Consider the following 26957-nt stretch of genomic DNA (forward strand, 5'->3'; position numbering starts at 1 on the left):
ATTCCTTGCATGGCTCACGAGACGCTTACCCTGGCCCAGCTGGCCGGGCACGATGATTTCATTTCCCGTCACAATGGCCCGACTGCCGCCAATGTCACGCGCATGCTGGCGACACTGGGTGAAGACAGCATCGAGACGCTGATTGACCGCACCGTGCCGGCGGCCATTCGTCTGGGACGCGAGCTGGACCTCGAAGGGCCGCGCACGGAATCCGAGGCACTGGACTATCTCAAGCGCCTGGCGCGTCAGAACAAGGTATTCAAGACCTATATCGGCCAGGGATATCACAACACCCACCTGCCGGCGGTCATCCAGCGCAACGTGCTGGAGAATCCGGGCTGGTATACCGCGTATACGCCGTACCAGCCGGAAATCGCCCAGGGCCGTCTCGAAGGGCTGCTCAACTTCCAGCAGGCGGTGATGGACCTGACCGGCATGGAACTGGCCAATGCCAGCCTGCTGGATGAGGCCACCGCCGCGGCCGAAGCCATGGCGCTGTGTCAGCGTGGCAACAAGAAGAACAAGAGCAATCGCTTCTTCATCGCCGACGATGTCCTGCCCCAGACGCTGGACGTCATGCGCACGCGTGCCGATTACTTCGGCTTCGAGCTGGTCATCGATGCTGCCGAGAAGGTCGGTGAGCACGACATCTTCGGCGCCCTGTTCCAGTATCCGGGCAATACCGGTCAGGTACGCGATCTCGCACCGCTGCTGGACGCGGCACGCGCCAATGGCGCGATGACCGTGGTGGCCGCCGACCTGCTGAGCCTGGTGCTGCTCAAGTCGCCGGGCAGCCTCGGCGCCGATATCGTCGTCGGCACCTCCCAGCGCTTCGGCGTGCCGATGGGCTTCGGCGGCCCGCACGCCGCCTTCTTCGCCACCACCGACAAGCTCAAGCGCTCGATTCCGGGCCGCATCATCGGGGTCTCCAAGGACTCGCGCGGCAATCCGGCGCTGCGCATGGCGATGCAGACCCGCGAGCAGCACATCCGCCGCGAGAAGGCGACCTCCAACATCTGCACCGCCCAGGCGCTGCTGGCCAACATCGCAGGCTTCTACGCCGTCTATCACGGCGCCGAAGGCCTCAAGCGCATCGCCACCCGGGTGCATCGCCTGACCAGCATTCTCGCCGAGGGCGTCACGCGCTGCGGCATGACACTGGCCCACGACAGCTGGTTCGATGCCATCACCGTCACCGGCGTGGATGCCGGCAAGATCCATGGTCGCGAGCTGACCCACGAGATCAACCTGCGCCACCACGGCGATGGCCGCATCACCATCAACCTCGACGAGACCACCACCGCCGCTGACGTCGGCGTGCTGTTCGACGTGCTGCTCGGCGAGGAGCACGGCCTGTCCGTCGCCGCGCTGGACCAGGACCTGCTGGCCAAGGGCGTAAGCGCGATCCCGGCGGCCTGTCAGCGTGACAGCGACTTCCTGACCCACCCGACCTTCAGCCGCTACCACTCGGAAACCGAGATGCTGCGCTACCTGAAACGCCTGGAGAACAAGGACCTGTCGCTGACCCACGCGATGATTCCGCTGGGCAGCTGCACCATGAAACTCAACGCCACCACCGAGATGATTCCGGTCACCTGGCCCGAATTCGCCAACGTCCACCCGTTTGCGCCCTCGGATCAGGTCGTCGGCTACAAGCAGATGATCGATGAGCTGTCGGCCTTCCTGGTCGAGATCACCGGCTACGACGCCATCTCCATGCAGCCGAACTCCGGCGCCCAGGGGGAATATGCGGGACTGGTCGCGATCCGTCGCTACCAGGCCTCCATCGGCGAGGGCGCGCGCGACATCTGCCTGATCCCCAGCTCCGCCCACGGCACCAATCCGGCCTCCGCTGCGATGGCCGCCATGAAGGTGGTGGTGGTCGAGTGTGATGCCAGCGGCAACATCGACATCAATGATCTGCGCGCCAAGGCCGAGCAGCACAGCGACAAGCTGTCCGCGATCATGATCACCTACCCGTCCACCCACGGCGTGTTCGAGGAAACCGTGCGCGAGGCCTGTCAGGTCGTCCACGATCACGGCGGTCAGGTCTACATCGACGGCGCCAACATGAACGCCCAGGTCGGCATCTGCCGTCCGGGTGACTTCGGCGGCGATGTCTCGCACCTCAACCTGCACAAGACCTTCTGCATTCCCCACGGTGGCGGCGGACCGGGCATGGGCCCCATCGGCGTCAAGTCACACCTGGCACCCTTCGTCTCCAACCACGTGGTCACCCCGCTGGAAGGCGTGAAGCCGGAATGTACCGCCGTCTCCGCCGCCGCCTTCGGTTCCGCGGCGATCCTGCCGATCTCCTGGGCCTACATCAAGATGATGGGTGCGCAGGGGCTGCGTGAGGCCACCGAGCTTGCGATCCTCAACGCCAACTACATCGCCACGCGTCTCGATGGGCACTATCCGGTGCTCTATCGCGGCAAGAACGGCACCGTGGCGCATGAGTGCATCATCGATATCCGCCCGCTGAAGGCCGCTTCCGGCATCAGCGAGGAAGACATTGCCAAGCGCCTGATCGACTACGGCTTCCACGCCCCGACCATGTCGTTCCCGGTGGCGGGCACGCTGATGGTCGAGCCCACCGAGTCCGAGTCGCTCTACGAGATCGACCGTTTCTGTGAGGCGATGATCGCGATTCGCGCCGAGATCGCCCGTGTCGAGCAAGGCGAGTGGACCCTGGAAGACAACCCGCTGGTGCACGCGCCGCACACCCAGGCGGACTTGATGGACGCCGAATGGAACCGTGGTTATTCCCGCGAGATCGGTGCCTTCCCCAGCGAGCACGTCAAGGCGGCCAAGCAGTGGCCGGCCGTCAACCGGGTCGACAACGTGCATGGCGATCGCCAGTTGATCTGCTCCTGCCCAAGCATCGACCTCTACCGTGATTGAGAGTCTCGATTGAGAGCCAGCAATGAGGCAGTGATGAAACGCTGTCGCTGATCGCTCTGGCAAAAAAACGCCCCTGCCGGGTAACCGGCAGGGGCGTTGTCGTTGCAGCTGTCCGTCAAGCGCTTGCTCAGTGGCGCAATGACGCGCCAGCCGAGATCACTCCTTCCAGCTCTTGAGCAGCTCGTCGTAGGCGATGGTCTCGCCCTTGGGCTTCTCGTTGTCCAGCTTGGCCTTCGGCGCACCCGGCTGGGCGAACCAGTACTCCGCATCACGTTCCTCGTTGAGCTTCGGCCCACAGTTGTCCATCACCTTGGCGCGCTCGAGACGCTCGAGAATGCGGTCCTGCGCCTTGGCCAGGCCATCAAGCGCTTCCTGCGGCGTGGCTTCACCACTGGCGGCCTGGGAGATGTACTGCCACCACAGCTGGGCCAGTTTCGGATAATCCGGCACGTTGGTGCCGGTCGGCGACCACTGCACCCGTGCCGGGCTGCGATAGAACTCGACCAGACCGCCCAGCTTCGGCGCGGCATCGGTCATCGCCTGGGACTGGATATCCGACTCGCGGATCGGCGTCAGACCTTCCAGGGTCTTCTTGAGCGAGACGGTCTTGGCGGTCACGAACTGCGCATACAGCCAGGCGGCGTGACGATTCTTCTCCGGCGTGGAGTCGAAGAAGGTCCAGGCACCCACGTCCTGATAGCCAAGCTTCATGCCCTCTTCCCAGTACGGGCCATGCGGTGACGGCGCCATGCGCCACTTGGGCGTGCCGTCGTCGTTGACCACCGGCAGGCCATCCCGCGTCATGTCAGCCGTGAAGGCGGTGTACCAGAAGATCTGCTGGGCGATGTTGCCCTGGGACGGCACCGGGCCGGACTCGGAGAAGGTCATGCCCTGAGCTTCCGGCGGTGCGTACTTGCCCAACCAGTCGACATACTTGGTGGTGGCATAGACGGCCGCCGGGCCATTGGCCGCGCCGCCACGCGTCACCGAGGAGCCCACCGGCTGACATTCCTCGACACGAATGCCCCACTCATCCACCGGCAGGCCGTTGGGCAAGCCCTTGTCGCCGGCACCCGCCATGGAGAACCAGGCATCGGTGAAGCGCCAGCCAAGTGACGGGTCCTTCTTGCCGTAATCCATGTGGCCATAGACCCGCTTGCCGTCGATTTCCTTGACGTCATTGGTGAAGAAATCGGCGATGTCTTCATAGGCTGACCAGTTGACCGGTACGCCCAGCTCGTAGCCGTACTTGTCCTTGAACTGCTTCTTCAAGTCTTCACGCTCGAACCAGTCGGCGCGGAACCAGTACAGGTTGGCAAACTGCTGGTCCGGCAGCTGATAGAGCTTGTCATCCGGGCCGGTGGTGAAATCCAGCCCGATGAAGTCATCCAGATCCAGGGTCGGCGAGGTGAAGGCCTTGCCGTCGCCTTCCATCATGTCGCTGATCGGCACGACCTTGCCATAGCGGAAGTGCGTGCCGATCAGGTCGGAGTCATTGACGTAGCCATCGTAGATGTTGCGCCCGGACTGCATCTGGGTCTGCAGTTTCTCGATGACATCGCCTTCCTGGATCAAGTCGTGGGTCAGCTTGATGCCGGTGATCTCGCTGAAGGCCTTGGCCAGCACCTTGGACTCGTATTCATGGGTGGTCAGGGTTTCCGAGGCCACCTTGATTTCCATGCCGCGCAGCGGCTCGGCGGCCTTGATGAACCACTCGAGCTCGGACATCTGCTCGTCCTTGCTCAGCGTGGAGGGTGAGAATTCCTGGTCGATCCACTTCCTTGCCGCATCCTGATACTGATCGGCCATGGCCTGACTGGAAAGACCCGCGAGCCCCGCCGCCGTGGCGAAGGCGATGGCGTAACGCAGGCGTGCGGGTCGAATGATGTGCTGACTCATGGGATGTCCCTTCATTGGCGTTATTGTTGTGTCGCGTCGTCCAACAACCACTTCCGTCAATCACGTGTCGCGCGGCGCGATATGCCGCGCGTGTCTCCTGCCGGTACTGCTTGTCCTCCTGTCGTTCCGGGTACGCTGTCTTGCCTTTGCTGCGTTGCTGCTCGGCTGGCCGGGCATCTGACTGTCAGTCCGTCTGCCAGATACCCGACGGATTCAAGCTTTCCGGGTCACGGGTGCGTCTCGCGAAGCAGCGCACGTTGAGCACGATAGAGCGAAGCTGGCTCAACGGCCTCGCCGGGGGATTCCACTCGCGCCTGCAGCTTGTCCAGCGCCTCAAGCTGCGGGTAGTCCGTCACGCCCTTGGCGTTCATCACCCGCTCGTAATCATGGCGACTGGCAATGCCCAGCGCGCGGCCGGTGGCGCCCACTACCGTCGGCATGATCACCTTGCCGAAGTGTGAGTCGGCGCGCATGAAGGGCCAGGCATCGTGCGGCTTGCCGGTATTGACCGGATTCCACAGCACCAGCCCGCGCAGATGATTGGGCTGATGGCCGACACTGGCGCCCCAGCGGTCACGTACATGGCCGCCTCGCTTGCGGTCGAAGAGATTGTCCCGCGGCTGCTGACCATGCAGTTCGATCCCACTGTCACCGCCATGCTCCAGTTCAAGGTAGACGTTATGGGTCGCGTAGCGGGCCACGCCGGGCGCATGCCAGGCATGACTTTGGTCGACCACCTGCCTTGCCAGCACCTGATTGCTGTCACTGATCGTCATCGCGATATGCCCCGGCTTGCCGGTCATCCTCACGTCCTCGAGCGTCACCTGGGAGCTGTGGCGCACCTTCACTCCCTGATTGAAACTGTCGAGCCGGACATCACGCACCCAGCCATCGGTGATGCCATCGAGATCCAGCAGGCCGAAGCCGCTGTCGTCCTCGGCGCTGCGGTGATGCTTGAAATGCCCTCGCCAGTTGCCCTTGAGCGTGATGCCTTCGACCCCGACCTCATGCGCCGGGTGGATGCGCGCGATACGCCACTGCTCACCGGGGAAGCGCTCGTGCACCACCGGCAGCGACAGCGTCAGCCGATTGCCTTCTCGTGCCAGCACACGGTAGCGAGCGCGCTTGACCACCCCATCCCGCTCGATCAGCCAGCGCGACTTGCCGGTTCTGGCCTCCTTTTCCATCTGATAGGGTGCCAGAGCACGCGCTACCGCTTGCGGACGCTTGTCGATGCTCTCCAGCAATACCTCATCCCCCGCCTTGAGCGATGACGCCTGTGCCACGCCCGCCTGTGCCACGCCCGCCAGTGTCACCGTGTCCTGCGTATCGGCGGGCTGCACGCGAGCCGTCGCGGCGATGGGCTGCCAGGCTTCCTGACTCCCGCCCTCGGCCAGCGTCCTGCCTTCCTCCAGATTGCCAAGATGCAGCAACCAGGGCGTGCTCCAGTACCAGCTGGCGTGCAACGGCAGCATCGGTCGGGTCTGCTTGAGACGGGTCCTGTCGCTTCCGTCTCCCGCCAGTGTCCAATGACTGCCGGCCAGGCTCAGCCCCTGCATCTTGAGCAATGCCTCGCGCAGCGTCTGCTGGCGCGCCTTGTCCGAGACTGCCGCCTTGAGCGCGATCATCCGTGCATAGAACCAGTCGCGCTCCGCGGGGCCGAACAATACATAGTCACCGGCGGGGAAATAGAGCACCCCATGGCGCTGAGGACTGTCCGCATCATGCTCGCCCTGCTGCTGCCAACGACGCATCGCGGCATGGGCGCGCAGTACCGCATCTCGGTCACTCACGTCATCCGTGCCATCGGCGCCATAATCCGTGACATCGAAGCGCCTGACGCTGCGAGACTCTGATTCCCGCTTCCGCGCCTCTTGTGCATTGGCTCCCGTCGCCAACGCCGCCGGGAGTTCTCCTCCCTGGTGATAGCCAGCTTGCGAGAAGTCCGGCAAGGGCAGCGGCTCGCGCTTGTCTGCCGGCAGCGCCTGATTGGCCTGCCACACTCGCTGATACGCCTGCCACAAGGGGGGTTGCCCTTTGTCCTGCTGCCCGCCACTTGCAGTATGGCCCTCTGAAGAATGGCCCTCGCCAGCTCCGCCCTGCTGATCCTCCACCGACACGGGAGTCGTGACCCACCAGCCGATGGCGACGACACAGACAAGGCTCAACCCTGTCAGCCCGGCACGAATGACACGACGGCTTTTCCTGCCGGAAGAAACAGAGGCAGTGGTGGACGAATGACGCGAGGATTCGGTAGACGACATGCAGCAGGGTTCCAGAGCGATGACAGATGACACTGGCTTGGCCAGTCAGAACCGCTTGGGACTCCTGTCAGCACCTCGGGTTCCCTGTTGCCACAAGGCGACGCTGCCCGTCGTCAACGCTCACACCCATTCCCGACATCTCACTTCACTTCTCGTTTCTTCACCTCTCGTTTCTTCTCATCCCCACATCCCCCCTCACTTCACCCTCACCTCATCCCCACTTCATCAACACCAGCATCCAGACGACACAGACGATGCTGATCATCCACAGCACCTGATCAGTGAAGCCCAGCCACAGCAGATGCAGCCAGCCGCTGGAGAGCAGGCCGATGAACAGTCTGTCGCCCCGCGTGGTCGCGATGGGCAGAAAGCCCTGACGACTCAGCGTCGGGGTCACGAACTGCCAGGCGGTCATGCCCAGCAGCAGGGTGCCGATACCGGCAAAGAAGAGTGACGTGGGCAGTGTCCAGGCCATCCATTCCATCATCATGTCCTCTTGTAGGCCGTCAGCAGCGACTCGCTGGCGGCAATGACAGCGGCGCTCGTCTGGCCGCCGCTCACACCCGACCCAGGGCGAAGCCCTTGGCGACGTGATTGCGCACGAAGTAGATCACCAGGATGCCGGGAATCAGCGTCAGGGCGCCGGCGGCGGCCAGCACGCCCCAGTCGATGCCCGAGGCCGAGACCGTTCGCGTCATCACCGCCGCGATCGGCTTCGCCTCCGTCGAGGTCAGGGTTCGCGCCAGCAACAGCTCCACCCACGAGAACATGAAGCAGAAGAAGGCGGTCACCCCGATGCCCGGGCGAATCATCGGAATGAACAGCGTCAGGAAGAAGCGCGGAAAACTGTAGCCATCGATATAGGCCGTCTCATCGATCTCCTTGGGCACGCCGGACATGAAGCCTTCCAGAATCCACACTGCCAGCGGCACGTTGAACAGACAGTGCGCGAGTGCCACCGCCAGCGGAGTATCGAACAGTCCCACCGAGGAGTAGAGCTGGAAGAACGGCAGCAGGAAGACCGCCGGCGGTGCCATGCGATTGGTCAAGAGCCAGAAGAACAGATGCTTGTCACCCAGGAAGCGATAGCGCGAGAAGGCATAGGCCGCCGGCAGTGCCACCGTCAGCGAGATGGCCATGTTGAGCACCACATAGCTCATCGAGTTCACATAGCCCATGTACCAGCTGGGGTCGGTGAAGATCACCCGGTAGTTGTCGAAGGTGAAGTTCTGTGGCCACAGGGTCAGGCCGCCGAGAATCTCCTGATTCGACTTGAACGACATGATCAACAGCCAGTAGATCGGCACCAGCAGAAACAGCAGGTAGATCGTCATTACCAGACGCTTGCGTGTTTTCATCACTCGTCTCCTCAGGCGTCGTCACTGTCCTGGTGGGTCATGGCGGTATAGAACAGCCACGAGACCAGCAGGATGATGAGGAAGTAGATCAGCGAGAAGGCAGCGGCGCGTCCGAGATCGAACTGGCCGATCGCCATCTGGGTCAAGGTCTGGGACAGGAAGGTCGTGGTGGTACCCGGCCCGCCACCGGTGAGGACGAAGGGCTCGGTGTAGATCATGAAGCTGTCCATGAAGCGCAGCATGATGCCGATCAGCAGCACGCTCTTGAGCTTGGGCAGCTGGATGTAGCGGAACACGGCCCAGGGTGAGGCACGGTCGATGCGCGCGGCCTGATAGTAGACATCGGGAATGGCGCGTAGCCCCGAGTAGCACAGCAGTGCCACCAGCGACGTCCAGTGCCAGACATCCATCACCAGCACCGTCACCCAGGCATCGGCCGGGTTGGAGGCGTAGTTGTAATCGATGCCCAGTTGTCCCAGCGCCCAGCCATAGAGCCCGATATCCTCACGCCCGATGATCTGCCAGATGGTGCCGACCACGTTCCAGGGAATCAGCAGCGGCAGGGCCAGCAGGATCATGCACAGCGAGACCATGAAGCCCTTGCGCGGCATCGAGAGCGCCACGGCGATCCCCAGCGGAATCTCGATGGCGAGAACCGCGAAGGAATAGACGAACTGGCGAACCAGCGAGTCGTGCAGGCGCTCGTCGCGCAGGATCTCGCGATACCATTCGGTTCCCACGAAGAAGCGTGTGGAGGGATCGAAGATGTCCTGCACCGAGTAGTTGACCACCGTCATCATCGGGATGATGGCCGAGAACGCCACCACGATGACCACCGGCAGCACCAGCCACCAGGCGCGATTGTTGTGTGTGCGTTGCATCAGGCGTTTCCTCCCGGCTGCTCTCCACTTTCCCCTCTGGCAAAGCTGTCCGCCTCGCCGCTGTCGGGCGCGCCGGCCTGTGACAGATCCAGCAGATGCTCATCGAGATAGAAGCGCTGCCAGCGGGCCGGTAGCCGCAGCCGCACACCCCCGACAGGGATAGGCGCATCTTCCTCGATACGTGCCTTGAAGATGCAGCCACCGCCGATGTCGAGATCCACTACCTTGTAGGTGCCAAGATCCTGCACCAGCGTGACCTGACCACTGAGCCAATGCTCGCGGGTGTCGGAAACCGCCGCAGCGGTTGAGCTGTCGCTTGCCTCGAGCTCGACGAATTCGGGGCGGATGCCCAGCTTCAGCTCGCCCTTGCGCTCCTCAAGCGTCGCCAGCAGCGCCCGTGGAAGGTGCAGCAAAGGCGCATCCTCCCCCGCCCCGAGTCGCACGCCCTCTGATTCCAGCGTGATGCTGGCCAGGTTCATGCCCGGCGAGCCGATGAAGTAGCCCACGAAGGTGTGAGCGGGGTCCTCGAACAGCTCGCGCGGGGTACCGAACTGCACGATGCGGCCTTCATACATCACCGCAATCTTGTCGGCGAAGGTCGAGGCCTCCAGCTGATCATGGGTGACGTAGACCATGGTGATGTTGAACTGCTCATGGATCTGCTTGAGCTTGCGCCGCAGCTTCCACTTGAGGTGGGGGTCGATGACGGTCAGCGGTTCATCGAACAGGATGGCGGCCACGTCATCGCGGACCAGCCCGCGGCCCATCGAGACCTTCTGCTTCTCGTCGGCCGTCAGGTTGCTGGCACGCCGCGTCAGCAGGTCTTCCAGCTCCAGCACCTGGGCGATCTCACGTACCCGAGACTGCACCTTGTGCTCCGGCTGGCGCTGATTGCGCAGCGGGAAGGCCAGATTGTCGAAGACCGTCATGGTGTCGTAGACCACCGGGAACTGGAACACCTGAGCGATGTTGCGCTCTTCCGGCGGCAGCCGATTGACCACGCGATCATCGAAGCGCACCTCGCCCTCGGAGGGGGCCAGCAGCCCGGAGATGATGTTGAGCAGCGTGCTCTTGCCACAGCCCGACGGGCCGAGCAGCGCATAGGCACCGCCCTGCTGCCAGACATGGTTCATGCGCCGGATGGCGTAGTCACTGTCAGCCGCAGGCGCCGCCAGGTAGCTGTGCGCCAGATCATTGAGGTGTATTTCCGCCATCAGGCCAGCCCTCCGCCAGTCGTGGTGGGTCGCTCGGGCGAGCGGATCAGTGCCCCGTCGCCGCCCGGGCCTGCCACTTCACCGCCAGCGCGGCCCTTGTCATCCGCGAAGACGAACAACTTGTGCGCGGGGGCATAGACCCGGATGGCATCATCCACGGCGAAGTCGTGGATACCGGACAGGTGCAGCACCAGGGAGTGATCGTCATTGCTGACATGCAGGAAGGTTTCGGAGCCGGAGATCTCGGCGATATCCACCGTGACGGCGAACTCGAGATCATCGTCGGCCAGCGGCGCCAACCCCAGATGACTGGGACGGATACCGAAGCGATAGGCCCCGCTCTCGAGCCCCACCAGTGGTGTGGGCAGCACGAACCGGCTGCCCTGCTCGCCGGCACTGGCGGCACCGGAGAACGCCAGTTCACGCCCACGCACCTCGGCCTCGAACAGATTGATCTGCGGCTCAGAGTAGAGCTTCGCCGCCTCGACACTCACCGGATGATGGTAGACGGCCTCGGTAGGCCCGGACTGCAACACCCGCCCTTCATGCATCAGGGTGGTGGTGCCACCGAGCGCCAGCGCCTCACCGGGTTCGGTGGTGGCGTAGACGGCGATGGTGTTGCGGGTCGCGAACAGGCTGCGCATCTCGTGGCGCAACTCTTCGCGCAGCTTGTAATCAAGATTGACCAGCGGCTCATCGAACAGCACCAGGTCAGCATCCTTGACCAGCGCCCGCGCCATGGCCGTACGCTGCTGCTGACCGCCGGAGAGCTCCGCCGGCTGACGCGCGAGAAACTGCTCGATATGCAGCATCTCGGCGATCTCGTGCACGCGGCGACGGATTTCCTCCGGCGCCATGCGCGCCAGCTTCAGCGGCGAGGCGATGTTGTCGTAGACGCTCAGACTCGGGTAGTTGATGAACTGCTGATAGACCATCGAGATATTGCGCTCGCGCACCGGACGGCCGGTCACGTCCTCGCCGTTCATCACGATTCGCCCATCACTGGGCACATCGAGGCCTGCCATCAGGCGCATCAGTGAGGTCTTGCCGGACAAGGTGCGTCCCAGCAGCACATTGAAGGAGCCGGGCTCGAAGGTCAGGTCCACCCTGTCGATATGGGTCTCGCGGCCAACCCGGCGGGTGACCGCCTCAAGGCTCAAGGACATGGCGCTGTCTCGTCTGGTGAAAGTCATCGGGGCAGGGACACGGCCAACCACTGCCGAGTGTTCATACCCACCTGGTGACTCTCATCTAGCGAACCCTGTGCCAGCCGCGCGCAATCCCGTGCCCACCGACACCCTCTGCCAGCCATCGGATACCACCAGATCGCCCTCTTTCGTTGATCATTCAGTCACTTGCCAGATGCGACCAAGGCAGGGGCAGACCATGGTCTAGCCCGTCAACCACCCCGTCTGCCGCTACTCTGATGAACAGTGTCTGAACACTGGAGTCCTCGGAACTGAACACTCGCCACGCACAAGTGAACATTGCCGTGAACACTCCCCAAGACCGAAAACAGCACCGATAACAGCACCGATAACAGCATCAATAACAACAGAGGCCTGAAAGGCCCGCCGCACAAGGGATGTCTCATGACAGCACGCCATCATTCCGCCAGCCACGTCGATAACCACGTCGATAACCACGTCGATAACCACACCGCCGCCACCCCAGCTCACTCCACGCCCCATCCCGCCGCTGCTCCCGTGGCACTTCAGCATTCCTCACTGGTGTGTCCGCCGGAAGAGCTCGTCTGGCGTCAGCGTCAGGCCGCCAGCCTGATGGCGACGGTGGCGTCAGCGGTGGCCGGTCATACCCTTAACCTGCTCGATCACTGGCAGGCGTGTCTGGTACTGACCGACCGCGACGGCGTGGTGCTGGCAAGCTACGGCCATCAACAGCTGCTGGGCAATGACGCCACCCTGCTGCACCCCGGCGCGCGCTGGCGTGAGGAGTCGCTGGGTCACAACGCCATCGCCGAGACCCTGAATGCACCGCGTGCCAATCGTCTGGCGCGCATCGCGCTCGAGGCGCATGACGCCGAGTGCCTCAAGGGGCTGGCCAGTGCCAGTGCCGCCCTGCTGGCGCCCGCCAGCTGGAGCAGCCGCCGCGGGCTGACACCCGGTGCCTGCGAGGGCTGCCTGGGACTGATCTGCGACCCCTATCGCGTCCGCCAGTACAGTCTCGGCATGCTCGGCGTACTGGCGGATGACATCGAGCAACGCCGTCTCGATGAGGCGCTCGGGCATGATCATCATCTGTTGCGCCTGCATCTCAACCGTTCTCAGCTGGACTCGCCCAGCGCCGCCCTGCTGGCCGTCACGCCGCAGGGCCAGGTCGCGGCCGCCAGTCGCAGAGGGCTGCAACTTCTGGCAGCGCACCTTGAGCTCCCGCCATCGCCAGATTGCGCGGAACACCCGGCGGACAACGACAGCTGCGCCACGCGCGATGACCTCCATCTGTTGCTGGGCCAGCCCCTGGCTCGCTGGCAGCTGGACTGGGCACCGCTGGCCCAGCTTGACGACGCGGAGTGCCTGACGCTCACGCAACACCCGCATTTCACGGGCTACGCCTTGTGCGGTGTCCTGCCCAGGCCACGCATTCAGGCACGCGCTCCAGCCACTCACCCCACCGATGAGCGAACTGGCCCGCTGGCCACTCAGGCCGCTGCCTGCCATCCGAGCCTTGCGCGCCTGCATCATGGCGATGCCGGCTGGGCCCGAGTCTGCGAGCTGCTGGCACGGCTGGTGAACGCTCGCCTGCCACTGCTGCTGCAGGGCGAGACAGGTGTCGGCAAGGAAGAGGTGGTCAAGGCGCTGCATCAGGCCAGTCATCGCGCCCATCAGCCACTGGTCGCCATCAATTGCGCGGCATTGCCCGATGAGCTGGTCGAGGCTGAGCTGTTCGGGTATCGGCGCGGCGCCTTCACCGGTGCCGACCCTGCGGGGCGCGAGGGCCGACTGATCGAGGCCAATGGCGGACGCCTGTTTCTGGATGAGATCGGCGATATGCCACTGCATGTCCAGGCGCGTCTGCTGCGCGTGCTGCAGGAGCGTGAAGTCACCCCGCTGGGCGGCGGCAAGCCGCAGCGAGTCGACTTCGAACTGGTGGCCGCCACCCATCAGCCTCTCTGCGAGCTGGTCAAGGCAGGTCACTTCCGGGCGGACCTCTACTACCGCCTGTGTGGCGCCAGCATCGCCCTGCCGCCACTGCGCGAACGCCAGGACATGGCTGGATTGAGCCATGCCCTGCTGACACGGCTGTGCCGAGAGCAGCAACGTGAGCTGCCGCGCATCACGCCCGCCTTCCTCGATCGCCTCACCCGGCATGACTGGCCCGGCAACGTGCGCGAACTGGACAATGTGCTGCGTCTGGCGCTGGCGCTGTGCGATGGACCGTCTCTTGAAGCGTGCCACGTGATGCTGTCGGGCGAATTCAGCAGCGCATCGCATGCACAACATTGCGCCATGATGCCGCCCGAGAAGCCTCCCCTGCCCTCGCTGCATGATCTCTCCAGTGCCAAGGAACTGCAGAGCGCGCTGGACGCGCTGGGCGGCAACGTCTCGCGTCTCGCTCGGGAGCTGGGCATCAGTCGCACCACGCTCTACAAGCGACTCGGCGCGGCCTGACGCAGCAGGCTTCTCCTCAAGCCCCGGCCCTGAAACGCCCGTGCCCCCGCAGACAGACTCTGCGGGGGCACGGGCGTTTCACACGACTCACATTTCTTACCGCTACCAAGCACCTAACACTCAGCACTCAGGGACAGGGAGTCAGCTCGGCGTCAGGCCGCGCAGGCGCTCATTGCGACGGCGAATCAGCTCCAGTGTCGTCAGCAGCAGGATCGAGACCAGCACCAGGAGCGTGGCCACCGCCAGAATCGTCGGACTGATCTCCTCGCGGATACCGGACCACATCTGGATCGGGATGGTGGTCTGCGCCGGCCCGGCGATGAACAGCACCACCACGACTTCATCGAACGAGGTGATGAAGGCGAACAGCGCACCGGACACCACTCCCGGCGTCACCAGCGGCAGGATGATGCGGAAGAAGGTGCGACTCGGGCTGGCCCCCAGCGAGTGCGCCGCACGCGTCAGAGAGTGATCGAATCCGGAGAGCGTCGCCGTCACCGTGATCACCACGAAGGGAATGCCAAGCGCGGTGTGCGCCAGAATCACGCCCAGATAGGTCTGCGTCAGCCCCAGCTTCGAGAAGAAGAAGAACATCGCCGCGGCACTGATGATCAATGGCACGATCATCGGCGAGATCAGGATCGCCATGATGGTATTGCGAAACGGCATGAAGCGACTCGAAAGCCCAAGCGCGGCAAGCGTGCCCAGCACCGTGGCCAGCACCGTGGCACATACCGCGACGAAGATGCTGTTCTTGATCGAGCGCATCCACTCATCCGACGTGAAGAACTCCTGATACCAGCGCAGCGAGTAACCCTCCGGGTCCAGCGACAGCATCTTCTCCGAGAAGGTGAAGTAGGGTTCGGCATTGAACGAGAGCGGAATGATCACCAGGATCGGCCCGATCAGGAACAGGAAGATCAGCGCACAGAGTGCGCAGAACACCCAATGCCAGATCCGCTCACCACGTGTTGCATAGGAAGGTATGGCCATCTGTCACCCCAGTTTGACCTTGTCGACACCGATCAGGCGGTTGTAGACGAGATAGAAGAGGATCACCACGACCAGCAGGATCGAGCCAATGGCCGCTGCCAGTCCCCAGTTGAGCGAGGTCTGCATGTGATAGGCGATGAAGTTGGTGATGAAGCGGCCCGACTGCCCGCCCACCAGTGCCGGCGTGATGTAGTAGCCGATGGAGAGGATGAAGACCAGAATCGAGCCTGCTCCGATACCCGGCAGGGTCTGCGGGAAGTAGACGCGTCGGAAGGCGGTGATCGGCCCGGCACCCAGCGAGCGCGCCGCGTGCATGTAGCTGGGCGGAATGGTCTTCATCACCGAGTACAGCGGCAGGATCATGAAGGGCAGCAGGATATGGGTCATCGCGATGATGGTGCCGGTCTTGTTGTAGATCATCTGGATGCGCGCCTCCTCGGCGAGTATCCCGACGCCCACCAGCATGTCGTTGAGCACCCCCTGCTGCTGCAGGATCGCGATCCATGTCGTGGTGCGTACCAGAAGCGAAGTCCAGAACGGCAGCAACACCAGAATCATCAGCAGATTGCCGCGCCCGGCAGGCAGGGTTGCCAGCAGCCAGGCCACCGGATAGGCCAGCAGCAGACATAGCCCGGTGATCGCGGCGCTCATCCAGAAGGTGCGGATGAACAGCGAAACATGGATCTGCAGATATTCCGGCTTCTCGACGATCTCGCCAGTGGGAGAGAACTGACGATCCACCGCCGCCAGATAGTAGGAAGCCGTGTAAGGCGTGGACTCGCGCTTGATCAAGCGCCAGATGTCCGGGTCCTGCCAGTCCTCATCGGCCTCGATCAATGCCGCCTTGTAAGGGGCCTCCATGCGAGCGGCCTTGCGTGCACTCTTCATGAACAGTGAGCGCATGCCCGACATTTCATAGTTGAGACGTGAGGCGACACGCCCGAGATTGCGCGCCTTGAGGCCCGCGGCAAGGTCATCTGCCAGCGCGGCGTAGGTAGCCTCATCCGGCAATCCCTCGCCGTCCCAGTCAACCAGCGCCTCACTGGTGCGCGGCAGATAGGTGGAGACTTCCGGGTTGTCGACACTGCGCGACAGCATGTCGAAGATGGGCATGACGAAGGCCAGCCCGATGAAGATCAACAGCGGTGCCACCAGCAGCAACGCCTTGAGACGGCTGCGGCGGATGGCTCGATTGAGACTCTGTTTCAGGGGCACGCCGTCGGCGGTGGTCAGTGCCGCGCCGGGGGCTCCATTGGGGTCATGTTCTGCGCTTCCGGACGTGGCCGGGGCGGAGGAATCGCTCATCCTGCACTCCTTGATCGGCTATCCGAGGATGCCTGAGCCGTCAGCCGATTCCCGCACGTGAAGGCGGGGACGAGCACGAACTGCCGGGCGATCAGGCATGATCAAAAAGGCCCCGGCGCGCGGTCGTGCGCCACCGGGGCCATCGGGTCAGTGCGGAATCAGCGTGCCAGCCAGGCGTTGAAGCGCTGGCTCAGCTCATCGAGGTTGTCGGCCCAGAACTCGTCATCCTTGGGAATGGCGGTCTCGAAGTTGGGGCCGTAGGTCGGCATGTGCGGCTTCATGTCGATGCCCGTATCGGCGTGGGTCGAGACCAGCGCCGCAGACGAGGTACGTGCCGGGCCGTAGGAGATGTACTTGGCCTGATCCGCCAGACGCTGGGTGTCGGTGGCAAACATCAGGTAATCCTTGACCTTGTCGAGCTTGCCGGTCGGGACGACCCAGCCGTCCAGCTCGAACACCTGAGCATCCCAGACGATGGCGAAGGGCTGCTTCTCGTTGACCTCGGCATTGAAGATACGGCCGTTGTAGGCAGAGGCGAAGGCCACTTCCTTGTCCGCCAGCAGCTGCGGCGGCTGGGCACCCTCCTCCCACCAGATGACGCTGTCCTTGATGGTATCGAGCTTGGCGAAGGCACGCTCGATGCCTTCATCGGTCTCCAGCATGTCGTAGACCTCTTCCGGTGCCACACCATCAGCGACCAGTGCCCATTCCATGTTGTTGATCGGCTTCTTCTGCAACGCACGCTTGCCGGGGAACTCCTCGAGATTGAAGACATCATCGATGGAATCCGGCTGCTTGTCCTCGGGGAACATCTCGGTATTGAAGGCCACGATGTTGGAATAGACGATCTGCGGCACGAAGCACTCACTGAGCGAGCCTTCGATGAAATCCTCACTGGCCGGTGTTCCATCCGGCGCTGCCGCGAACAGGGTGTCCGGGTCCAGCGGCTCGATCAGCCCTTCGGAGCAGGCGATCAGCGCGTCGCTGGGCAACATGTCGACCAGATCCCAGGTGACGTTGCCTGCCTGTACCTGGGCACGCAGCCCCGAGAGCGCATTGGACGACTTGTCGATATTGACGACGGTATCGCCGCTCTTCTCTTCCCATGGCTCGTGATAGGCCTTGAGCTGGCTTTCACTGTACGCCCCGCCCCACGACACGATATTGAGTGTCTCGGCCTGAGCCGCGGTGGCGCCAAGGCTTGCCGTGGCGACCGCCACGACCAGAGCGGCACGCAGTGGCATGCTGGCCCCTGCGCAGGAACGCGACACCTGGGCGATGCGACGTGAAGAGATGAATCGATTGATCACTGACATGGGTGAATCTCCCTGAATTCTTGTTGTTGTACTGCACTCTTGTCGCGAATCGTGCTGTTGATCTCTCGGGTAAGGCCTGCGTTCGTCTCCTGTGCTGTCGTCAGGCATCCAGTGCTCGGCAATCGCAGGCATCCCACCCGACCTGCAATGTCTGTCCGGGCCGCAAGGGTGGATAGCCTTCGGCATTGGGTGTCTTGATGATGAATTCGTCACTGCCACATACCGCCACTCGCGTGCGCAGATGATCTCCAAGATAGATCACCTCAAGCACCTCGGCGGTAAAGACATTGTCGGGAGGGGATGAAACACCTGCCTCTTCGCTGGACAGCAGACGCACCCGCTCCGGGCGGAGCGACAGCTGGGTACGCTCGCCAATCTCATTGACGGCGACCTTGAGTGCCCGCACCTGCTCGCCACTGTCGAGGGTCACGGTGCAATGCGCGTCTTGTGCTGCCAGCTGTGTGACCTGCCCGTTGAGGCGGTTGTTCTCGCCGATGAAATAGGCGACGAAGGCATTCTCCGGCGCTTCATACAGCGCCTCGGGGGTCGCCAGCTGCTGGACGATGCCATCATTGAAGACCGCGATGCGGTCCGACATGGTCAGCGCTTCCGTCTGGTCGTGAGTCACGTAGAGCATGGTGACGCCGAGACGCTGGTGGATGCGCTTGATCTCGAACTGCATCTCTTCACGCAGATTCTTGTCAAGCGCCCCCAGCGGCTCATCCATCAGCACCAGTTCCGGCTCGAAGACCAGCGCGCGCGCCAGGGCGACCCGCTGTTGCTGTCCGCCGGAGAGTTGCCCCGGACGGCGATCTCCGAATTCGCCAAGCCGCACCATGTCCAGGGCATTGGCCACCTTGGTGGAAATCTCTTCCTTGCTCATGCCGCGCACTTCCAGCGGAAATGCCAGGTTCTCGGCCACGCTCATGTGCGGAAACAGGGCGTAATTCTGGAAGACCATGCCGATGCCGCGCTTGTGCGGTGGCAAGTCGTTGATGGGGGTACCGTCGAGAAGGATGTCGCCATGAGTCGGCGTTTCGAAACCCGCCATCATCATCAGGCAGGTGGTCTTGCCGGAACCGGACGGCCCCAGCAGGGTAACGAACTCGCCGCGCCGAACTTCAAGATTGAAGCCCTTGACCACCAGCGTTTCGCCGTCATAGCTCTTTTGCACATCATTGAAGATCGCGAAGCAGGAGCTGGTCTCCTGCGGCGCGTCGGGCTCTGCAGTCATGACCATGCGTGGTATCCATCATGTTGTTGTTATCGCGAAGCCCGCGATCGACCGGGCTTCACCCGCCCCGTGATCACTGCTCTCACTCCCATTTGACCCTACGGTGGCAGACCAAAGGCGACAAGCGGCACTCCCGCTGAATAGCGTTGAAAGCAGGCTATGCGAAAGTCTGAACATTGGACTATGAGCACGTTGCTTCCCGCCGCGAACCTCTCTCGCGGGACTCACGGGGCAAGGGCCTTGCCCGGCGAGCGCCCACTAGAAAGCCCCGCCTGCACGAATGTCAGACGGGGCCTCAGATCTTTCAACTTTCCAGGCCAGGTGGCGGCACCGATCATGTCAGCCGGTCGAATCAGCCGGTCAAGTTCGCAATGCCTCATGGGATGCGAACCCGCCACACGGGGCCCGGACCGCCCGGATCGGGTCGCCCGGACCGGGTCGCCCAGACCGGGTCAGAACTTGGTGATGACCCACACGGCGTGGATGATCCCCGGCAGGAAGCCGAAACAGGTCAGGATGATGTTGATCCAGAAATGCTTGTTGGCGACCCCCACCTGCATCAGTACGCCCAGCGGCGGAAGGATGATGGCCAGAATGATGCGAATGATATCCATAGTTTGCTCCTTGCGGGTGGAATTGGGTGACCTGATCCTCTCGTCCAACGTCTACCTGCAGCGTGACACACGAATGACGCACTCATGGCTTCCGTGGCGGTTCATCCTCATCTGTCGAGTCCTGCGACTTGACCCGGGAGTCACGATTGACCTTCTGTGCAAGCGACTCGGACTCCGCTGCCAGTTGCTCGTGATAACGCTCCCAGTCCTCCCAGTCATGTGGCGTGCCACTGCGGGGGCGGTGACTGCCCGACTCACGTGCACGTGCCCAGGCGTGTTCTTCCAGACTCTGAGGCTTGTCCTCCTCCTTGTCCTTGTCGCCATCCAGGCCGTGCTTTGCCATGTACTCTCTTGCGTTCATCTGCTGCCTCGCTTGTCAGGCGCGAAACCTGACGATGCTGTGACTTACCCACTACCTGCGGCTGACACCGAGCAATATCAAGCCTGCACACCGCTTTCGAACAAAAAACTCCGCAAACGTTCAGTCGTCCAGGCTCACGTCATCAAGAAAAGCTATCGCATCGCTTGATGCAATCAAATTCACCCGCCCCCGGCATCTGCATAGACTGGCTCCAGTTTCGCAAGGCACTGATTCTTCGAGGTCCTGCTTTCCTTTTCGAAGTCTTCATCGCCTGCCAACCCATTCAACATTCTCTTGTCGAGATCGGAGCCAATTTCATGCAACTCGAGTCACACGAAGGCCAGCAAGTCCCCAACGTCAGCTTCAAGATTCGCCGCGACGGCCGTCTGGTCGAGCGCACCAGCGAGGAGATCTTCTCGGGCCGCAACGTGGTGGTCTTCGCCCTGCCGGGTGCCTTCACCCCGACCTGCTCTTCCACCCACCTGCCGCGTTACAACGAACTGGCCGATCGTTTCTATGCGGTCGGGATCGACGAGATCGTCTGCCTGTCGGTCAACGACGCCTTCGTCATGGAATCCTGGGGCGAGCATCAGGAAGCCGAGAACCTGAGCCTGATCGCCGATGGCAACGGTGACTTCGCACAGGGCATGGGGATGCTGGTCGACAAGAGCGATATCGGCTTCGGCAAGCGCAGCTGGCGCTACTCCATGCTGGTGCGCAACGGCGTGGTCGAGAAGCAGTTCATCGAGCCGCAGAAACCGGGCGACCCCTTTGAAGTCTCCGACGCCGACACCATGCTGGATTATCTGGACCCGGAAGCCGGCCGTCCCAGCTTCGCCACCCTGTTCAGCAAGCCGGGCTGCCCGTACTGCGCACGTGCCAAGCAGATGCTTGATGAAGCCCGCATCAGCTACGAAGTCATCGAAGTCGGCACCCGTGGCGTGACCTCTCGCACCCTGCGCGCCATGACCGGCCAGGCCACCGTGCCTCAGGTCTGGATCGACGGTGAGCACGTCGGCGGCAGCGATGAAGTCGCCCGCTACTTCGGCAGCCTGACCAGCGCCTGAGCGCTTCACGCTGACGTAACCCCATCGCCATCTCGTTTCATCATGCGCGGGTCACCCCGCGCCTGAGACCCCATTCAGTCAGGTGCGCCGCTGGCGCACCTTGAGGAGTACGACGTGAACGAACGCCAGGTTGAAGTCGCCATCATCGGCGCAGGCAGTGCAGGACTCGGCGCCTATCGCGCCGCCAAGGCCCACACCGATTCCGTGGTCATGATCGAGGGAGGCCCCTACGGCACCACCTGTGCCCGTGTCGGCTGCATGCCCTCCAAGCTCTTGATCAGTGCGGCGGAAGCCGCGCATCACGCCCGTGATACCGCGCTGTTCGGCATCAATATCGAAGGCGAGGTCAAGGTGGATGGCCGCGCCGTGATGGACCGCGTCAAGCGGGAGCGCGACCGCTTCGTCGGTTTCGTGGTCGAGTCCGTGGAAGGCATCCCGCCGCAGGACAAGCTGCGCGGCAATGCACGTTTCGAGACCGCCAACAGTCTGATCATCGGCGACAACGAGACCCGCGTGACCTTCGAGCGTGTCGTGATCGCCACCGGCTCGCGCCCCAGCTACCCGGGCTTCTTCGAGAATGCCGGTGACCGCCTGATCATCAACGACAACGTCTTCGAGTGGGACGACCTGCCGGAATCCGTCGCCGTCTTCGGCCCGGGCGTCATCGGGCTGGAGCTGGGTCAGGCGCTCACGCGTCTCGGCGTGCGCATCCGCATGTTCGGTGTCGGCGGTGCCATCGGCCCGCTGCGTGACGAGAAGCTGCGTGCCAATGCCGATCGCGTCTTCAACGAGGAGTTCTATCTGGACCCGGACGCCAAGGTCGAGAAGATCGAACGTGTCGAGGACGAGAACGGTGCCGGCGTCGAGATCACCTTCATCGAGCGTGGCAGCGAAGCTCGCCTGACCGAGCGTTTCGACTATCTGCTCGCGGCGACCGGTCGTCGCCCGAATGTTGATCGTCTCAATATCGACGCCCTCGGGCTGAAGCTGGACGAGCGCGGCGTGCCGATCTTCAATCGCCACACCCTGCAGACCCGTCTGAGCGACGACACGCCGAGCCATGTCTTCATCGCCGGTGACGCCAACAACGACCTGCCGCTGCTGCACGAGGCCTCCGACGAGGGCCGTATCGCCGGTGACAATGCCGGTCGCTTCCCCGAGGTGCGTGCCGGTCACCGCAAGAGCACCATCGCGGTGGTCTTCAGCGATCCGCAGATGGCGACCATCGGCCTCTCCACCGCCGAGATCGAACAGCGCTACGGTGCCTGCGACTGCTACGCGGTGGGTGAAGTCGACTTCACCGGCCAGGGCCGCTCCCGCGTGATGCGCATGAACAAGGGCATGCTGCGCGTCTATGGCGAGCAAGGCACTGGCCTGCTGCTGGGTGCCGAGATCTTCGGTCCCCGTGCCGAGCACCTCGCCCACCTGCTGGCCTGGTCCCATCAGCAGCGCATGACCATCGAGCAGATGCTGGAAATGCCCTTCTATCACCCGGTGATCGAGGAAGGTCTGCGCACCGCGCTGCGGGATCTCAATGCCAACCTGCAGCTGGGGCCGGCCGTGGTCGAACGCTGCATGGAGTGCGGCCCGGGCGACTGATCTCGCCGCACGACGCTCGGGGAGTCTGATGGCCACTGGCGATCGGACTCCCCGAGACAAGGCGACAAGCGGCGTCGGGCAGCTCACGATGGGATGCTCTATGCTCTGAACGAGACGTCGACATGCCGTCGGCTACCGCCTGGCGGGTAGCCGACATCCATCGAACGACTCCCTGCCCGGGCGTCGTCAGCGGCGAAGCAGGAGACCTGCCCATGAAAGCCACACAACTGAAGGTCCCTTCGACCCTTCGCGACATCATGTCCCGCGACTGTTATCGGGTGAAGGCACGCACCAGCATTCTGGAATTCGCCCATGGCCTGACCCATCACCGTCTGCCGGGTGCGCCTGTGGTCGATGACCTGGATCGTCTGGTCGGTTTCATCTCGGAGCAGGACATCCTCGGCAAGCTGCTCGACAGCGCCTATCACTGCGGCCAACACGCACAGGTCGGTGACCTCATGCGTCACGAGGTCCTGAGTGTCGGCCCCAATGACAGCATCACCGACCTTGCACAGCGCATGAATGGTCATCAGCCCAAGGTCTATCCCGTGGTGGAACAGGGACGCCTGATCGGTGTGGTGACACGTCGTGATGTCCTGAGTGCCCTGCTCACCATGCAGGCGGGTTGCTGAACTGACATCCGGCGCGTGATTGCCTGACGACGCTGGCCAGACATGGCGCCGCGTGAAGGAGCATGCAGAAGCATGCAGCGCCCATGAAAAAGCCCGCGCAGACATCCTGTCTGCGCGGGCTTTTTCATGTCTCTTTGACCATCCGATGTGCGAGGCCTTGCCTCACATGATTACCTGCCAGCTAACCCATTCATGTCCGGGTCATGATCTCTGGAGCGTCACGCCAGGACGGAAAAGTGCTTGCGAACGCAAGCCATGACGTTCTCTCGGGCAATGACGCCGTAGCATTGACTCGATGACCACGCCCTCGTGACCAAAAAAAACCGCCAGGCAGTGCATGGCGGTGGATAAGAACAGTTAAAGCCAGACATAACATCGCGATAACATCATGTCCTTGCCAACTATGACTGCAGCTTTGGCATTTCTATCCCGAGGGTGGCCAAAAAAATCGGCCTTTTTTGTCACAGACCTTTACCAGATGTGAAAGCTGGGCTACGTGCGTTGCCTGATGAAGACGCATGAGTCGGCTCGCATCATGTGCAGGGCCGAATGTGCAGGCCCGAGTGATCACGAGACATGTCGGGCAAGGACGCGCTAGCCTGAGGCCTGTTCCCCATTGCTGCGCAATCGAGCCCCCCATCACAAGGACATCGCATGTCTGCCACGTCCCATGATCTGAGTGCCCTCACCCTGCATCATCCGGAAATTGCCACCTTGAGGGCTCGCCGGGAAATCAGCTGGCTGAATCCCGGACGACTCGACATCACGCAAGCGCAGGCCTCGCCGGCGCTGCAGGCAAGTGGCGTGGGCCAACAGGATATCGAGGCTGCCGAGGCGCGCCTGGCACGTTTCGCGCCCTGGATTGCCGAGGCCTTTCCTGAGACGGCCGCCGCGTCAGGGCGCATCGAATCACCGCTGGTGGCAGCGCCCAGCTTGCAGCAGGCGCTGGGCGAGTCCCTTGCCACGCCTGATACCTCCCATGCCTCCGGGCAGACACTCCCCGGCCGCCTGATGATCAAATGTGACCATCAACTGCCGATCTCAGGGTCCATCAAGGCACGTGGTGGCATCCACGAGGTGCTCAAGCATGCCGAGCGTCTCGCCGTTGACGCAGGGCTTGTGCGTCTTGATGACGACTATCGCGCCTTCGAACACCCCGCGATTCAGGCACTGCTGGCCAACCAGCGGATACTGGTGGGCTCCACCGGCAACCTGGGACTCAGCATCGGGATCATGAGTGCCCGACTCGGCTTTCGCGTCACCGTCCACATGTCGGCGGATGCCAAGCAGTGGAAGAAGGATCTGCTGCGCTCGCGTGGCGCAGAGGTCGTGGAGCACAGCGGCGATTACAGCAAGGCGGTCGAGGCTGGACGCCGGGAGGCGCAGCAGCCAGACGCCCACTTCATCGATGATGAAAGCTCGCGGGATCTGTTCATGGGCTACGCCACGGCAGCCAGCCGCCTCGCGCGGCAGCTCGAGGATCAGGGGATTGCCGTGGATGCCCGCCATCCGCTGTGCGTCTACCTGCCGTGTGGCGTCGGCGGCGGCCCGGGCGGCGTGGCCTACGGCCTCAAGCAGGTCTTCGGTGACGCCGTGCACTGCTTCTTCGCCGAGCCGGTCAATTCCCCCTGCATGCTGCTGGGTATGTTGACCGGGAAGCATGACGGCATCGCGGTGGAGGATATCGGACTGGACAATCACACCTGTGCCGATGGCCTGGCGGTGGGGCGCGCCTCGGCCTTCGTCGGACAGGTGATGGCACCGCTGCTCAGTGGCATCTACACCCTGTCGGATGACAGCATGCTCGAATGGCTGGCGCTGGCGCATGACAGCGAAGGGCTCAAGCTTGAGCCGTCGGCGCTGGCCGGGGTGCCCGGCATCATCCGCGTGCTGCGCAATGACGCCCCCGAGTGGCACGCCTGGCGAGCGGCTGTCGGGCTGGATGACGGCGAAGTGCAGGCCAGCACCACCCATGTCATATGGGCCACCGGCGGCAGCATGGTGCCCGATGAGATCTGGCAGGCCGACTATCAGCGTGGCAAGGCGTTGCTGGCGACTGCCGGCAGATCAGGCGATGAACGCCTGCCATAACCACACGCCCGTCAGGGTCAGCCCGATCACGCCCAGCGGGCGTGAATAGCGTTGCCAGAGGGCCATCGCCTGATCCTCGACCAGTGCCACCAGTGCCGCCAGACCGAAATAGCGCACCCCGCGCCCGACCAGCGCCGCCAGCAGGAACAGCCCGACCGGATACCCGCTGGCACCGGCGACCAGCATGGCGCTCTGGAAGGGAATCGGCACGATGCCGATCAGCATGATGGCGAGGAAGCCCTGCTCGCTGAAGCGCTGCTGGAAGGCTTCGAAGGCCTGCTGGCCGCCGAAGAAGCTGATCAACCCATCGCCCCACGCCGCCAGTGCATAGGCCCCGAGATAGAACCCCAGCAGCGCCGCGGTGAGGTTGCCGGCCAATGCCACCGCGGCCACTCGCCAGCGGCGCTCGGGATGGCGCAGCATCCACGGGATCAGGATGACCTCGATGGGAATCGGGATCAAAAGGGTTTCCAGCATCGAGGCGATGAACAGCCACAGCATGGCGTGGCGGGATTGATTGAGGCGGTCGAGCCAATCACTCGCGGAAGAGAGTTTCCACATGAAGGCAGCACGTTGTCCTGAATGATGAGCTGACCACTTTGCCTTGAGTCCGCCCCGCTTGCCAGCCTGGCCACACGCCTGACCTCGAAGCCTGTTCTCAAGGCCAGCTCTCAAGATCAGCTCTCAAGGCCAGCTCTCAAACCCTGCGCGCTACTCGAAGCCTTCCAGGCGCATGGCAGAGCGGATGAGCCGCTCATCTTCCGCTTCCAGCTCACGCAGACTGTCGCGAATGCCGTGCAGGTGGTCCAGCGCCGCGCTTTCGGCAGCGTCCGGCTGCTGGTCCATCACCGCACGATAGATGGCCGTGTGCTGAGCATTGATCTGGCCGCGGGGAATCGGCCGATGGTAGAGATTGCGCAGCGAGGCGAACACCGAGCTGAGCAGCAGGTCATTGATGCCCTTGAGCGTATGCACCAGCACCGGATTGTGGGACGCCTCACAGATGGCGTGATGAAAGGCGTGGTCGTGACGCGCCAGCTGCTGGGCATCCGGCAGCGCCTCATCGCCCTGCGCTGAGGACGGGAAGTCCGGCGGATACTCGCGCACGCAGGCCGCCATTGCCTCGTAATGACGCCGGATCAGTACTCTATCCGCCGGCGTGCCGCGCTGGGCGGCCAGTCGCGCCGACTGCCCCTCCAGCAGCGCGCGCACCTCGAGCAGGTCATACAAGGTGCGCGGCTGGTCCCGAAACAGGTGCATCAACGGACTGATATCGCCGCTCGGCAACAGCTGAGCGACGCTTGAGCCCTTGCCGTGGCGCGTCTCGATGATGCCCTTGCCGCGCAACAGCCTCAGCCCCTCGCGCAGCGAGGCGCGTGAGATACCCAGTCGCTCACAGAGCCTGCGTTCCGAAGGAATCATCTGCCCCGGCTTGAGCACACCATCCAGTATCAACTGCTCGAGGCGCGCCGCCGCATGCTCCGGCGCACGCTGCTCACCGCACGCCATTCTCTCTGACACCTGCATCCCTGCCCCTCCCCTGATGAACCGGCCGAGCCAGCCCGGCTGGCCTCTCCCGGGGTGCTCGTCTCTCGT

21 protein-coding genes are annotated in these 26957 nt (G+C 63.2%); 6 read left to right on the forward strand and 15 right to left on the reverse strand.

All coding sequences use genetic code 11. The features are described from left to right. Nucleotides 1–9 precede the first annotated feature (9 nt). On the forward strand, nucleotides 10–2904 hold the full coding sequence (gene gcvP, locus ACZYGA_RS13930) for an aminomethyl-transferring glycine dehydrogenase (protein WP_479399426.1): 2895 nt from the start codon (nucleotides 10–12) through the stop codon (nucleotides 2902–2904). Between the two features lie 156 nt (nucleotides 2905–3060). Here the strand turns inward: gcvP and ACZYGA_RS13935 are convergent, their stop codons facing one another. From ACZYGA_RS13935 to ACZYGA_RS13965, 7 genes are all read right to left on the reverse strand, one after another. Next, nucleotides 3061–4713: an ABC transporter substrate-binding protein gene (locus tag ACZYGA_RS13935; protein WP_240499748.1), complete on the reverse strand. Its 1653-nt coding sequence runs from the start codon at nucleotides 4711–4713 to the stop codon at nucleotides 3061–3063. A gap of 317 nt (nucleotides 4714–5030) precedes the next feature. Continuing rightward, nucleotides 5031–7067 (reverse strand): DUF4955 domain-containing protein, encoded by a 2037-nt coding sequence (locus tag ACZYGA_RS13940; protein ID WP_479399427.1) that lies wholly within the window; start codon nucleotides 7065–7067, stop codon nucleotides 5031–5033. Nucleotides 7068–7278: 211 nt separating this feature from the next. Next, nucleotides 7279–7551 carry a DUF2160 domain-containing protein gene (locus ACZYGA_RS13945; protein WP_043334560.1) on the reverse strand — a complete coding sequence of 91 codons (273 nt, stop codon included), beginning with the start codon at nucleotides 7549–7551 and terminating at the stop codon, nucleotides 7279–7281. 73 nt (nucleotides 7552–7624) lie between these two features. Then, nucleotides 7625–8425 (reverse strand): carbohydrate ABC transporter permease, encoded by an 801-nt coding sequence (locus ACZYGA_RS13950; protein WP_084209005.1) that lies wholly within the window; start codon nucleotides 8423–8425, stop codon nucleotides 7625–7627. Between the two features lie 11 nt (nucleotides 8426–8436). Further along, nucleotides 8437–9306, reverse strand: a complete 870-nt coding sequence (locus tag ACZYGA_RS13955; protein ID WP_077372715.1) for a carbohydrate ABC transporter permease — start codon at nucleotides 9304–9306, stop codon at nucleotides 8437–8439. After that, nucleotides 9306–10520, reverse strand: a complete 1215-nt coding sequence (locus ACZYGA_RS13960; protein ID WP_479399428.1) for an ABC transporter ATP-binding protein — start codon at nucleotides 10518–10520, stop codon at nucleotides 9306–9308. Before ACZYGA_RS13960 ends, ACZYGA_RS13955 begins: the two co-directional genes overlap by 1 nt. After that, nucleotides 10520–11686, reverse strand: coding sequence for an ABC transporter ATP-binding protein (locus tag ACZYGA_RS13965; RefSeq protein ID WP_084209007.1), 1167 nt, complete (start codon nucleotides 11684–11686; stop codon nucleotides 10520–10522). The genes ACZYGA_RS13960 and ACZYGA_RS13965 overlap by 1 nt, the downstream gene beginning before the upstream one ends. 426 nt (nucleotides 11687–12112) lie before the next feature. On the opposite strand from ACZYGA_RS13965, the gene ACZYGA_RS13970 reads away from it, so the two are divergent. After that, a complete protein-coding gene (locus ACZYGA_RS13970) occupies nucleotides 12113–14149 on the forward strand; it encodes a sigma-54-dependent Fis family transcriptional regulator (protein ID WP_479399430.1) in 2037 nt (678 codons plus the stop codon). A 141-nt stretch (nucleotides 14150–14290) separates the two neighbouring features. Here ACZYGA_RS13970 and ACZYGA_RS13975 read toward each other — a convergent pair whose 3' ends face one another. The 6 genes from ACZYGA_RS13975 to ACZYGA_RS14000 form a co-directional block, all read right to left on the reverse strand. Next, nucleotides 14291–15142, reverse strand: a complete 852-nt coding sequence (locus tag ACZYGA_RS13975; RefSeq protein WP_077372706.1) for an ABC transporter permease — start codon at nucleotides 15140–15142, stop codon at nucleotides 14291–14293. Nucleotides 15143–15145: 3 nt separating this feature from the next. Then, nucleotides 15146–16447, reverse strand: a complete 1302-nt coding sequence (locus ACZYGA_RS13980; protein ID WP_077372703.1) for an ABC transporter permease — start codon at nucleotides 16445–16447, stop codon at nucleotides 15146–15148. Nucleotides 16448–16605: 158 nt separating this feature from the next. Beyond that, a complete protein-coding gene (locus tag ACZYGA_RS13985; RefSeq protein ID WP_240499558.1) occupies nucleotides 16606–17763 on the reverse strand; it encodes an extracellular solute-binding protein in 1158 nt (385 codons plus the stop codon). A gap of 100 nt (nucleotides 17764–17863) precedes the next feature. Further along, nucleotides 17864–19003 carry an ABC transporter ATP-binding protein gene (locus tag ACZYGA_RS13990; protein WP_307722833.1) on the reverse strand — a complete coding sequence of 380 codons (1140 nt, stop codon included), beginning with the start codon at nucleotides 19001–19003 and terminating at the stop codon, nucleotides 17864–17866. Nucleotides 19004–19449: 446 nt separating this feature from the next. After that, a complete protein-coding gene (locus ACZYGA_RS13995; RefSeq protein ID WP_043334518.1) occupies nucleotides 19450–19611 on the reverse strand; it encodes a YqaE/Pmp3 family membrane protein in 162 nt (53 codons plus the stop codon). 82 nt (nucleotides 19612–19693) lie between these two features. Then, a complete protein-coding gene (locus tag ACZYGA_RS14000; protein WP_240499559.1) occupies nucleotides 19694–19954 on the reverse strand; it encodes a hypothetical protein in 261 nt (86 codons plus the stop codon). Between the two features lie 335 nt (nucleotides 19955–20289). On the opposite strand from ACZYGA_RS14000, the gene ACZYGA_RS14005 reads away from it, so the two are divergent. The 4 genes from ACZYGA_RS14005 to ACZYGA_RS14020 all read left to right on the forward strand — a co-directional run bounded on the left by ACZYGA_RS14005 (nucleotide 20290) and on the right by ACZYGA_RS14020 (nucleotide 25361). Then, a complete protein-coding gene (locus ACZYGA_RS14005; RefSeq protein ID WP_077372697.1) occupies nucleotides 20290–21039 on the forward strand; it encodes a glutathione peroxidase in 750 nt (249 codons plus the stop codon). A gap of 114 nt (nucleotides 21040–21153) precedes the next feature. Further along, the gene (locus ACZYGA_RS14010) at nucleotides 21154–22638 is read left to right on the forward strand and encodes a dihydrolipoyl dehydrogenase (RefSeq protein ID WP_479399432.1); all 1485 of its coding nucleotides are present in this window, start codon (nucleotides 21154–21156) and stop codon (nucleotides 22636–22638) included. A 212-nt stretch (nucleotides 22639–22850) separates the two neighbouring features. Next, the gene (locus ACZYGA_RS14015; protein ID WP_084209010.1) at nucleotides 22851–23270 is read left to right on the forward strand and encodes a CBS domain-containing protein; all 420 of its coding nucleotides are present in this window, start codon (nucleotides 22851–22853) and stop codon (nucleotides 23268–23270) included. Nucleotides 23271–23924: 654 nt separating this feature from the next. Beyond that, nucleotides 23925–25361, forward strand: a complete 1437-nt coding sequence (locus ACZYGA_RS14020) for a D-serine ammonia-lyase (protein WP_479399433.1) — start codon at nucleotides 23925–23927, stop codon at nucleotides 25359–25361. Here the strand turns inward: ACZYGA_RS14020 and ACZYGA_RS14025 are convergent. Both ACZYGA_RS14025 and glcC read right to left on the reverse strand, forming a co-directional pair. After that, entirely contained in the window at nucleotides 25338–25922 is a 585-nt protein-coding gene (locus tag ACZYGA_RS14025) for a YqaA family protein (RefSeq protein ID WP_084209012.1), read from the reverse strand. The genes ACZYGA_RS14020 and ACZYGA_RS14025 overlap by 24 nt on opposite strands. Before the next feature lie 150 nt (nucleotides 25923–26072). Then, on the reverse strand, nucleotides 26073–26888 hold the full coding sequence (gene glcC / locus ACZYGA_RS14030; RefSeq protein ID WP_077372683.1) for a transcriptional regulator GlcC: 816 nt from the start codon (nucleotides 26886–26888) through the stop codon (nucleotides 26073–26075). Between the last annotated feature and the right edge of the window lie 69 nt (nucleotides 26889–26957).

This window comes from Cobetia sp. BL01 (assembly GCF_056493605.1).